Raw genomic sequence first — 11791 nt, forward strand, 5'->3', positions numbered from 1 at the left:
ACGGATATCCATTACGAACTTCACCATAGAAATTAAAAATCAAGTAAAACATTTAAAACCAAAAAGTATGGGTAAAGTTATTGACAGTATCATTTCAGGTACATCCGGTCGTACAGGTCGAATAGTAGTCGCAAATGTCAACGGTTACGAAATATCACGCATTCGTCCTAAAAAATTATCAAAAGCACCAACTCCAAAACAAGCATTAATCAAAGAACGTTTCAACAAATCAGTCTTATTTCTTGCGAGTTACAAAGAATATGCAAAAGCATTTTTCGGAACAAAAGTAGGATTACGTTCCACATACAATTCTGCAATGAGCAATGTCATGAATGCATTAGTCTGTGATATGGATAATTTACAAATACTACCTAATTATCATCAAATTCAATTTTCAAAAGGAAAAGGAATAGATCTACAACCCTTAGCCATCAGTTCTCCAACTCCGTTAACAATTCAGATCGATTGGGAAAACAACTCCATGGGCTCTAATGGCGAAACAGATTACATGGTGGCATTACTTGCAGAAGACAACGACCTTAATGTAGGAACCCAGTTTTTTCAAACCAATGCAATCCGTGTAGACTTAACATATCAACTAAGTTTATTACCAAGATATCAAGGTAAAGAATTACATATATGGATTGCCTTTGTCAATCCAGAAAACCTATTTGCATCTAATTCTGTTTACGTAGGAAAAATCATAGTAAACTAACATTGACTATGATTCAGAAAAGAGAGAAAAAACCGTTTATATCATAACAAATCACATAAGTTGATGTCCAAGATACAAACGGTTTTTCTTTTTTTATCAAAAGAAAAAACTTCACCAAAGACACAAAAAAAAATCCCTCTCGAGAGGGCATAGAAGAGTGTAAACCCTAACTTATCAAGCTAAATTCATTTCAGCTTCACATTATTTTCTAATCAAATTCCAAATCAAAAAATTGGCATTAAATCGATGACGTTAAGAAAATGATTGAAGAGCAGCGTTAAAAAGATTTTAGCTCGTAGAGTTTTTAAAATCTTTAGCGAAGCGAAAACCATTTTTAGTCCAATCGATTTACAGCCAAGTCTTTTTTGGTTACTTTTTTTGACTGTTCCCCGAAGGGCATATGAATACCAATTAATTAAAATAGATATTCAATGAATAAAAAAAGTAACAGAAGGTTGTTAACTAAATAAAAACAACCAACCCCCAACCTTCACCTTAATCTCAATCTTTTTTGTATTTTTGAAGTTAAAGTTTAATGATTAGTTAGAAATGAGAAAATTCACTTTACTAATCTGCTTATGTTTGGTTCAATTAGCTTTTGCACAACGTAAAGGATATTGGCAACAAAAGGTAGATTATAAAATAGATGTTGATATGAAAGAAAAATCATATCAATACGATGGAAAAATGCAATTGAAATACACCAACAATTCAGGTCAAAGCCTGAATAAAGTTTATTTTCATTTATATTTTAATGCTTTTCAACCAGGAAGTATGATGGATAATCGTTTACAAAACATTTCAGATCCTGATAAAAGAATGGCAACAAATATCGGAACAAAAGAAAATCCTAAATATGTTAGCCGTATTTCTGAATTAAAACCAGATCAAATTGGTTATCAAAAAGTAACATCTCTTAAACAAGATGGTAAAGCCGTTTCATATAAAGTAGACGGAACAATCTTAGAAGTTACATTAGCAAAACCAATTGCAGAAGGACAAACTTCTACTTTCGATATGGTTTGGAATGCACAAGTTCCCGAACAAATTCGTCGTTCTGGACGTAATTCGAAAGATGGTGTAGAATTTTCTATGGCACAATGGTATCCTAAAATGGCAGAATTCGATCCAGAAGGATGGCATTTAGATGAATACATTGGTCGCGAATTTTTTGCGCCTTTTGGTAATTTTGATGTCACAATTAACATCGATAAAGATTATGTAATCGGAGCTTCAGGAGAATTACAAGACCCTAATAGTGTAAAAGGTTATGTAAAAAATCCAACAATCAAAACAAAGAATGGAAAAGTAGCTTGGAATTTCAAAGCTGAAAATATTCACGATTTTGTTTGGGCTGCAGACAAAGAATTTATTGTAGAACATGCAAAATCAAAGCATGGTGTTGAGGTATATTTAGTTTACCAAGACAATGATAAATCTTCTGCATGGAAACAAGCAATGCCTTACGCATTAGGTTTCTTCGATTATAATTCTGAACACTTTGGCGAATATCCTTGGAAAACATATTCAATCATTCAAGGTGGTGACGGTGGTATGGAATATGGTACTGCAACTTTAATTGCTGGAGGAAGTAATTTAAATAGCTTAATCGGAACTATTTTCCACGAAGCAGCTCACTCTTGGTACCAACAATTATTTGGTATCAATGAAACATACAACGAATGGTTCGACGAAGGTTTTACATCATATGTAGAGCAAATGGCGCACCTTAATGTTGTAGATAAATTAAAAGTAATGCCTTCTAATCCAAATCCAGATGCCTACAAAGGATATATTAATTTAGCACTTTCTGGTAAAGAAGAACCTGCAAGTTTATTAGCAGACTATTATAATACAAACTATGCATACTCTTTAGAAGCATATTACAAAGGTCAAGTTTTAGCAATTCAATTAGGATATATTATTGGAAATGATAATTTAAACAAAACATTCCTAGAATTCTATAAACAATGGAAATTCAAACATCCATCAGGGAATGATTTCAAACGTGTAGCAGAAGAAGTTTCTGGAATTAATCTTAAATGGTACTTCAATTTATTCTTGAACACAACACGCAAAATTGATTACGCTGTAGAAGCTGTAAACGGAAACACAATCACAATTGCAAACAAATCAGATTTTGCAATGCCTATCGATTTGTTGGTAGAATATACAGATGGCTCAAAAGAATTATTCTACATTCCTTTACGTGAAATGCGTGGAGAAAAACCAGCAGAAAACTTAGTAGAATACCAAGGTGCAAAAAGAATTATTTTAGAAGATTGGTTCTGGACAAAACCTACCTATGATGTTAAAGTTTCGAAAGAAGTTAAACAAGTTACCATCGATCCAACAAAACGTTTGGCAGATGTAAACGATAAAAATAACGTATTTACAAAATAATGTTATTAGCAGTAAATATTGGAAATACTAATCTTCGTTTCGCAGTTTTCAAAAGTGAAACGGAGATTATTACATGGACAATCAATTCAAAACCTTACCGTACCGAATACGAGTTTTTTGCAAAATTCTCGAACATGTACGAGCCTTTCGGAATTTCGAAAAATGATATTACAGATATTGTGATAGGTTCGGTTGTACCACCACTTACAGCAAGCGTTAAGATTGCATTACAAAAGATTCACAAGTTCAAACCAATGGTTGTAGATCGTAATACGCCATCAGCAATCAAGCATAAGTCAAACCAAATGGGAACAGATTTATATGCGAATGCCGTAGCTGCACATTATCAAAATTATCAAGGCAAAAAAATTGTCATTGATTTTGGAACTGCACTAACTTTCTTAGGCATAGACGAATCAGCAAATGTCGGTGGAGTAGTAATTGCTCCCGGAATTATTACTGCCTTAAATTCTTTAGTAGGAGAAACAGCTCAATTACCAACAGTCGAACTAAAAGCACCAAAAACTGTTTTAGGATCAGATACAGAATCTTGCATGCAATCAGGAATGGTTTATGGGTTTTTAAGTATGGTCGAAGGAATGATCGATCGTATCAATGCCGAAGAAGGAGAACAATCTTATGTAATTTCAACAGGAGGAGTTGGCGGTGTTTACAAATCATTGACAGATAAAATTGATATCGATGATCGTCTACACACAATAAAAGGTCTTAAAATATTATACGAATTGAATAAAGATTCATTTCAGAAATAAATCTATTTTTAGATAAAAACAATTAAAAAGCTCGCTCATTGCGAGCTTTTTTCATTTTATATCAAATCATTTCAAAAAAATGTCTAATTTTCTGTAACCTTTTTACAAACCTTGAGTCTATTAAGTAAGAAAGCAATTAACACACGTGAAATTATTTGTACTAAATCGAAAAAGTAAAGAAGAAATTTTAGTCGATCGACTAAAAAAGAACGATGCTTTGGCGCAAAAAGAACTCTACGAACAAAACTCCAAAAAGATGCTGAGCGTTTGTAGAAGTTACATCGAAGACATGCATTATGCAGAAGATTGTATGATTAACGGTTTTTGTAAAGTCTTTAATCATATCGAGAAATTTCAAAATAAAGGAAGTTTCGAAGGTTGGATGCGTCGAATTATGGTCAACGAATGTTTAACTTTTTTACGTGCAAATAAAACATTGATTTATGTTGATGATGTAAGAGTTTCTAATTATGATGAAGCAGATGAAGAAGTAGAAGAAACATGGTTAAATTTTAATGTGCAAGACGTGTTAGATCAACTTTCAGAACCTTATAGACTGGTGTTTAATCTTCATATTCTCGAAGATTATTCGCATCAAGAAATTGCAGAAATGCTCAATATTTCGGTATCGACCAGCAAAACGCAATTGTTTCGAGCAAAGGCAAAACTGAAAGAAATTGTTCTAAGTAAAAAGAAAATGACAAATGAAAAACAACGATAAAATATCAAACTATATAAAAAACGATTTAGAAAATCGTGAGCTAAAACCTTCGCACGATGCGTGGGACAGAATTCAGGCTCGTATGGATGTCGCTCCATCACCACAAAAATCAAACTACAAATGGTGGTTATCTGCTGCGGTTGTGGCGTTATTTACAGTTACTACGTCTGTTTATTTATTTACGAATCAATCTAAAAATGATGAACCAAAAGAATTGGTAAATCATCAGGAACAAAATAATCCGCAACAAATTCAATCAGATTCTAATACAGTTCATTCTTCAGAATCGATTTTAGCGAATAATGAAAAGATTGATTCTTCTAAAAAAGAAGTTGAAATTCAGCCTCAAGAAGAGAAGAAACCAATTCAACATGGTAAAGTTCAAGTGGCGATAAACGAAGAATCTCAACAAGTTGAAATGGCTTTTCCAACGAAGAAAGAAGCTATTGCAGAGAAGAAAGAAGAGTTAAAATCAGAAGCTCAACCAAAGAAAAATATTGCAGCTAACACAACATTAGATTCTGTAAAAGTGAACAAAAAGAAGAAGAATTTTGTAGATCCAAATATGTTGTTGTATTCGATCGAAAATAAAGAAAATCTAAAGGAGTCAAACCAATCGCGCGTGGTTTCTATCGGCTTCAAATAAAACATTAATATCCCTAAATTAGCAAGATTATGATAAAAAAACTTATCGTAGCAGGATTATTATGCTTATCAGCTACATCACTATATGCTCAAAAATTTACATTTGATTTGAATGATAAAAATGACGAAAAAATCAGTCCAATTGTAAAAGATCGCATTAGCGAATTTACGTTAGTGATTCGTCAAATTGTGCAGGAAGAAAAATCTGCAATGGAAAAGAAAATTGCGGCAGTTGACAAAGAATTAGCAGAAGGAAAACTGAATGCTTCTGAGGCTACAGCGAAGAAAGAAGCGATTGCAAATGTGTATTCGGGAACGATAAATGATCGTATTCAGGAAGTGAATTTTAACTTAGATGATATCATCAAACAACAAGTTGCATTTTCGATTATGAATGGCGAAGATCCAATTACGCCAAAAACGAAACAAGATGTGACGAAACGTTACCGAATTGCGAATCAAATTAACGGTTATGCTTCTTTTGGATACATGGCGTTTACAGGAAAAAAAGACGAAGAATTGAACAAACACGAGAAGTTTTCGAGCAATTTAACAGTAGGTTTAATGTATGAAAGACAATTATCCTTAACGAGTCCAGTTAACTTTTTAGCAGGAGCATTATTCTCTTGGAGAACTTACAGAATTGACGATGATATGCGTTTTAATCGTGATGAAAATGGAGATGTTGGTTTAATAAAACATGACAAATCGTTAGACAAATCGAAGTTGCGCTCGGCTTATTTTATGGTTCCAGTTGGATTTAAATACAATTTTTCGAAAGTCAAAAATATTACCGAAGATTTTGCATATCGTCCGCAAGGAAAACACTATATCGCAGCATATATGTATGGAGGAACGTTGTTATCATCGAATAATATTTACAAAGGAGATGGTGTTCGCAGCAAAAATCGTGGAAATTATAATGTGAATAATTTTATCTACGGAGCCGAAGTAACAATTGGTTTAGGATTGATTGATGTCTTTGTGAGAAAGGATTTTAATAATTATTTTAAAGATAATACATTCGATAATCGTAAAATGATTCAGTTTGGCATAAATCTTGGATTATAACAATTATCTCAATCATAGTTTTAGTATTGAAATTTTATAACATAACATTTTTTTTAATATAATGAACCTCAGATTTATCTGAGGTTTTTTATTTGTAGAAAAATTTTCTAAACCTGTTCAAAAAAATTGTAAATTAGTACAAATCCAATGAGAGATGGTAAAATCTAAACTTAGTTGGCAAACACTTCTTCTCGTCATCATTTTTCTATTATTAATGATGGTTAACTTCACGTTTGTCAAAGCTTTTTGGTTTGGAGGAAATTTTTGGATAGACGAACCTTTTTTACGCATTGGCGTTTTCATGATTTCTTTACTTGCATCGATGTCTATTTTATACGATTTAACGTTTAATTTGACCTTATTTACGTTAAAAGAAGAAACGTTCGAAATCAGAACAATTTTCAAAAAAGATGAAATTCCATATCGAGCAATTTATTATTTGTACGAAGAAGAAGACATTTTTCGCTTGAATCGCAATCAAATTCTAACTATTCAAACCAAAAAATCAAAGTTCAGATTACGAAGTTTTTTTGATTCAAATTATGATCAAGTAAAAACTAAACTAACCGAAAAAGCAGAACAATACGTTAATTTATTAGCTTAATGATATTAAAAAAACGTCGCTCATAGACGACGTTTTAATTATTACTATTATTTTTTAAGTAAATCAAAATGTTTTGAATCAGCACTAAAATTGCAACCGACGTAAAAAACATAAAGCCAACATAAATGGCAACTTGCTTGTCTTGACCAATTTTTATGAAGATAAAATAAGCCAAAAGTGTTCCCATGATTTGCATCAAAACGGCGCGCCAAGCCACTTTTTTTACAACAGCTGCATCTTTTGTTCTAAATCCAGCAATTCCTTGATAAATTGTCGGAAATATCAACATAATAAATGCGATTATTTTTAGAGGTGTTTCCATTTATACTTTTATTTCTTTCTGCATTTGTTCCACAACTTCGTAAGTTGCAGGACAAATTAGCGTGTTTTTTATGGTAAGATGATTAATCTGGTAAAATTTCTTACGATCTGTATGCGGATATTCACGACAAGCTTTCGGGCGATCTTCATAAACCAAACAATAATTTTCACTATCCAAAAAAGGACAAGGAACTTGCTGCAAAACATAGTCGTTGTCTTCATCAATTCGCAAATATTTATCAATAAATTGACTTGGTTTAATGCGAAAAACATGCGCTAAACGCTCAATATCTTTTTGTGTAAAAAGGGGACCAGTTGTTTTGCAACAATTCGCGCAAGAAAGACAATCAATACGATTGAAAACATCTTCGTGGATTTCTTCCATTTTCTGATCCAAGTTTTTAGGCGGTTTCTTCTTCAACTTCTCCAAAAACTTTTTGTGTTCGCGTTGTTTTTCTTTTGCTTTCGCAAAATATTCTTCTAAGAAATGATCTCCCATTTTTCTATCTCTCCTTCTTTTACTTCAAAAATCTCCGCGCAATCAACCATTTTAAGGTTTTCAAATTGTTTGAATCGCTCAGGATCTCTTTGTTCTAACTTCTTTAATAAATGGTTGAATTCATATTGCATTTGACCTGTTGTAACCTCAATTTTAATCTTTGTAAAATCAGAATCAATTTTATTTCGGTCAAAATTATATCCTCGTCTTGTGGCTTCGTCCCAAACTTTTGCTAAATATTGATTAATCGCTTCAAGCGGTTTTTCAATTGCTTTGAAACGAGTTAATTGCGGATGATTTTTATAACCTTTTGTATTGCCTTCCAAAACATTTTTTGCCAAAAGCGTTTCGCGCCAAAGTGCTACAATTCCTTTTGCATCGAGATATTTCGGATGAACAGACCAAATTCGCATTTGTTAGATTACTTCTCTTTTTTGATCTCTTCTACATTTTTTACACCACGTAATCTGCAAAACTCTTCGATAACATTGTGATGAGAAACCGTTTTATCTTTAAAATAATTGACAAAATATTTCTTTTCTTCTTCAGTTGCTTCTAACTGATTCAAGATATTCATTAAGTGCATTTTCATGTGACCTTTCTGAATTCCAGTTGTAACCAAAGAACGTAATGCACCAAAGTTTTGCGCTAAACCTGCAACAGCAACAAATCCCATCAATTCTTTAGCATTCGGTTTCCCAAGAATTCCCATTGCTAATTTTACTAACGGATGCAAAGCTGTCAATCCACCAATTGTACCAAGAGCAGTTGGTAAATCAATCCAAAAACGAAAAACTCCATCTTTCACTTCACAGTGTGTTAACGAAGAATACTGCCCATCTTTCGCCGCATATGTATGCGCACAAGCTTCTACAGCACGGAAATCGTTACCTGTTGCAATCACAACCGCATCAATTCCGTTCATAATTCCTTTGTTATGTGTTGTTGCACGATATGGTTCTATTTCTGCAATGCGAACAGCGCGCAAAAACTTTTCTACAAACTCTTCTGAGGTTACATTTCCTTCTGCCAATTGCTCAACAGGACAAGAAACCTCTGCACGAACAATACAATCTGGCGTATAATTCGATAAAATACACATCACGATTTGAACTGAATCTTTTTCATCATCTGTAAAAGTAGAATCAGCTTCTATCTCGTTGCGTAATGTTTTGGCAAATTGTTCTAAACAAGAATTGATAAAGTTTGCACCCATCGAATCCATTGTTTCGAAAGACGCTTTTATTTGATAATAGTTTTCTAAATCAGCAGTTTTATCAATTAATTCCAAAGCTAAAATACCACCACCACGCGCACGCATGTTTTTGGTGATATCATTTGTCGTTTCGATTAATTGATTTTTAATCGTTGTTTCAAATGCATTTTGTAACTTTTCTTTGTCGCCTTCGTACATAAAATGAACGTGACCCAATTTTGTTGTGGATAAAATAGTTGTTTTGAAACCACCACGTGTTTGCCAAAACTTCGCAGCTTTAGAAGCCGCAGCAACAACAGACGACTCTTCAACAGCCATTGGAATGGCATATAATTCGTCGTTGATTAAAAAGTTTGGTGCTAAACCAAACGGCATATAGAAATTAGAAACTGTATTTTCTGAAAATTCGTCGTGCAGTTTTTGTAAATCTGCATCATCATTCCAATATTGTTTCATGATTTGAATTGCTTTTTCATCGCCATTCAAATATTCATTGACAACCCATTCAATTTTTCCTTCTTTCGATAATTTCGAAAAACCTTCTACTGCTTGATGCTTCATATTGGATATTTTTTTATAAGACAAAAGTACAAACGTTTTGAATGTTATAAGATACTTCTTCTGTTTTTTGATTAATTTTTAACGATTTAGTAGAGTAGTGGATTTGGTTAAACACAATAAATGTAGAATTAGCTATTGTACTATAAATTTTTGAAGAAAATATCCACTTGAAAATTGATATTCTAAAATATAAAAAACACCTTTTACTTAACATAAAAGGTGTTATAAGATATTTCAACTCTAATGTAAAAAACTTCATTTTTAAATATTTCTTAAATTAAGTATTTAAAATTTTTTGTTTTTTAAAAAAAATATTAATTTAGAAATATTAACAACAATATTTAAACTAAAAAAAATGGAAAAATCTTATTAGCAAGTGCTTTTGCACTTATCGGAACTTTTGCTATGGCAAACGAAACAGAAACAAAAATTACAAATGAAGTTAAAGAATTATCATCAGTTATAAATTATAATACTTCTGAAGATGTTAATAATTGTGAAATAACAATTCGTGATGGTAATGGTAAATTACTTGCTTATACAATAGTTTATGCTACTTCAGAGTTAAATTGTAATTATCAAGCTGATAAGTATTTAGAGCAATATATTGCAGATCATTCATAATTGAATTAACTAATATCAACTACATTAATATAGCCTGATTATAATTAATCAGGCTATTATAAAATAAATAATAAATGAAATTAAAGCCACTATTATTAATAGTTTTATTTTGTATTGCTAATTCTATTTATGCGCAAATCTATAAGCTTGATTATCAGTTCAATAATCATGTTTCAATATTGAATAGAACAAATACATATAACACAACATTAGTATATGACGTTCCTAATAAGGTAAGTTTATATACGGTAATAAAACTAAAAGAAAAAACAAAGAGTGAAAAAAACAGCACTTCATTAGTTATAGATGAAAAGGTGATTGATAATGAATTAATTTATAGTAATTTCAAAAAATTAGAAATGGTCATTCAAGAACAGATTGATATTGAAATGATGAATTTTACAGAAAAAATACCAACTATCAAATGGGAATTATCAAATGAAACAAAAGTAGAAAATGATTATAATCTTAAAAAAGCGACTGCTACTTTCAGAGGGCGAAACTATACAGCTTGGTACACATTAGATATTCCTGTAAATGTTGGACCATGGAAATTGCATGGACTTCCTGGCGCAATAGTAAGTGTTAATGAAGACAGCGGGAGATATTCTTGGCAATTAAAGGACGTGAAAAAGATAGAAGTAAGTACAATAAAAAATCCTTTAGAAAATAAAACGTATGCTGTAAAAAGCATCAAAGAATATCCACAATTAAAATTTGAAACGCCAGAAAGAGTTAAAGAAAAATTAAGAAAAATAGACAGTAATTTTATATTCCCAAAAGGAGAAAGAATAGATATAGAATTATTATTTGAATGGGAAAATAATTTATGATTCAATTAACTATCCAAAGCCACAGAAATTAGAAAAAAATAAGAATCTATATGAAAAATATACTTTCATTTGTAATGTTATTGTGTTTTGTAAATACATTTTGTCAAGAAAAAATACAAATAGAATACGAATTTCGAAATGAATTTGATATTGAAAATGCAAAAGATGCTGTTGTCAAAGAACGATTAAAAAACAGTAACGAAAATAGATTGTATTTTGAGTTTTTAAGTTCTGATAAAGAATCGCTTTTCCAAAGAATAGATAGAATTGATAACTCTCAGGGTAGATCAGGAGTCTCAATTTCCTTTATAAGTGGACCAGGAGGAATTTATTATAAAAATTTAGTTGACAAATCAACTCTTTCTGAAGTGAACTATAACGGAAAAAAAATGTTAATAACCGATTCTATAACAACCAAAAATTGGATATTAGCAAAAGATAAAGATAAAATTTTAGGGTTCGATGTTAAAAAAGCAACTTTACAAGTTTCTGAAAATTCATTTGTTGAAGCTTGGTATGCGTCAACAATTAAAATAAAAAATGGACCTTCTAATTATGAAGGATTACCAGGAATTATTCTAAAATTAATTTTGACGAATAAAGAAGAAAATTCCGTAAACAAACAAATTTATTTAGCAACAAAAGTTGAAGTGAGTGATAAATTAAAAATAAATAAACCAACAAAAGGTAAATCGATAACTCAAGTAGAATTTGATGAAATGATGAAAGAGGAGGAGAGAAAATTTAATGAATTATTTAAACAATAATTAAAAAACATATAAAAAGACACTGTCCAAAATTTTGT

Annotated in this window: 14 protein-coding genes; 10 read left to right on the top strand and 4 right to left on the bottom strand. The window is 31.4% G+C overall.

Annotated elements, in window-relative coordinates; translation table 11 throughout:
* The first annotated feature begins 67 nt into the window (after nt 1-67).
* The 7 genes from B3792_RS02490 (at nt 68) to B3792_RS02520 (ending at nt 6932) form a co-directional block, all read left to right on the top strand.
* Nucleotides 68-715, top strand: a complete 648-nt coding sequence (locus tag B3792_RS02490) for a DUF6266 family protein (protein ID WP_219034520.1) — start codon at nt 68-70, stop codon at nt 713-715.
* A 549-nt stretch (nt 716-1264) separates the two neighbouring features.
* Entirely contained in the window at nt 1265-3118 is a 1854-nt protein-coding gene (locus B3792_RS02495; protein WP_219034521.1) for a M1 family metallopeptidase, read from the top strand.
* Nucleotides 3118-3891 (top strand): type III pantothenate kinase, encoded by a 774-nt coding sequence (locus B3792_RS02500; protein ID WP_257468124.1) that lies wholly within the window; start codon nt 3118-3120, stop codon nt 3889-3891. Before B3792_RS02495 ends, B3792_RS02500 begins: the two co-directional genes overlap by 1 nt.
* A gap of 145 nt (nt 3892-4036) precedes the next feature.
* Nucleotides 4037-4612, top strand: coding sequence for an RNA polymerase sigma factor (locus tag B3792_RS02505; protein ID WP_219034522.1), 576 nt, complete (start codon nt 4037-4039; stop codon nt 4610-4612).
* Complete coding sequence (locus B3792_RS02510) at nt 4596-5258, top strand: hypothetical protein (RefSeq protein WP_219034523.1); 663 nt, start codon at nt 4596-4598, stop codon at nt 5256-5258. Before B3792_RS02505 ends, B3792_RS02510 begins: the two co-directional genes overlap by 17 nt.
* A 29-nt stretch (nt 5259-5287) precedes the next feature.
* Nucleotides 5288-6328, top strand: coding sequence for a PorT family protein (locus tag B3792_RS02515; RefSeq protein WP_286494968.1), 1041 nt, complete (start codon nt 5288-5290; stop codon nt 6326-6328).
* 154 nt (nt 6329-6482) lie between these two features.
* A complete protein-coding gene (locus B3792_RS02520) occupies nt 6483-6932 on the top strand; it encodes a hypothetical protein (RefSeq protein WP_147280029.1) in 450 nt (149 codons plus the stop codon).
* A gap of 34 nt (nt 6933-6966) precedes the next feature.
* Here B3792_RS02520 and B3792_RS02525 read toward each other — a convergent pair whose 3' ends face one another.
* From B3792_RS02525 to B3792_RS02540, 4 genes are read right to left on the bottom strand one after another with little or no spacing between them, the layout of a single operon-like run.
* Nucleotides 6967-7254 (bottom strand): hypothetical protein, encoded by a 288-nt coding sequence (locus B3792_RS02525; protein WP_038333316.1) that lies wholly within the window; start codon nt 7252-7254, stop codon nt 6967-6969.
* Nucleotides 7255-7752 carry a YkgJ family cysteine cluster protein gene (locus B3792_RS02530; RefSeq protein WP_171623750.1) on the bottom strand — a complete coding sequence of 166 codons (498 nt, stop codon included), beginning with the start codon at nt 7750-7752 and terminating at the stop codon, nt 7255-7257. It lies immediately after the preceding gene.
* Entirely contained in the window at nt 7734-8165 is a 432-nt protein-coding gene (locus B3792_RS02535; protein WP_219034526.1) for a pyrimidine dimer DNA glycosylase/endonuclease V, read from the bottom strand. The genes B3792_RS02530 and B3792_RS02535 overlap by 19 nt, the downstream gene beginning before the upstream one ends.
* An 8-nt stretch (nt 8166-8173) precedes the next feature.
* A complete protein-coding gene (locus B3792_RS02540; protein ID WP_221854701.1) occupies nt 8174-9529 on the bottom strand; it encodes a hydroxymethylglutaryl-CoA reductase in 1356 nt (451 codons plus the stop codon).
* A gap of 405 nt (nt 9530-9934) precedes the next feature.
* Here B3792_RS02540 and B3792_RS02545 point away from each other — a divergent pair, with 405 nt between their 5' ends.
* From B3792_RS02545 to B3792_RS02555, 3 genes are all read left to right on the top strand, one after another.
* The gene (locus B3792_RS02545; protein ID WP_115002328.1) at nt 9935-10153 is read left to right on the top strand and encodes a hypothetical protein; all 219 of its coding nucleotides are present in this window, start codon (nt 9935-9937) and stop codon (nt 10151-10153) included.
* 74 nt (nt 10154-10227) lie between these two features.
* Nucleotides 10228-10986 carry a GLPGLI family protein gene (locus B3792_RS02550; RefSeq protein ID WP_291048889.1) on the top strand — a complete coding sequence of 253 codons (759 nt, stop codon included), beginning with the start codon at nt 10228-10230 and terminating at the stop codon, nt 10984-10986.
* Nucleotides 10987-11036: 50 nt separating this feature from the next.
* Complete coding sequence (locus B3792_RS02555; protein WP_115002331.1) at nt 11037-11753, top strand: GLPGLI family protein; 717 nt, start codon at nt 11037-11039, stop codon at nt 11751-11753.
* Nucleotides 11754-11791 lie beyond the last annotated feature (38 nt).

This window comes from Empedobacter sp. UBA5924 (genome assembly GCF_002431085.1).
Taxonomy (GTDB): domain Bacteria; phylum Bacteroidota; class Bacteroidia; order Flavobacteriales; family Weeksellaceae; genus Empedobacter; species Empedobacter falsenii_B.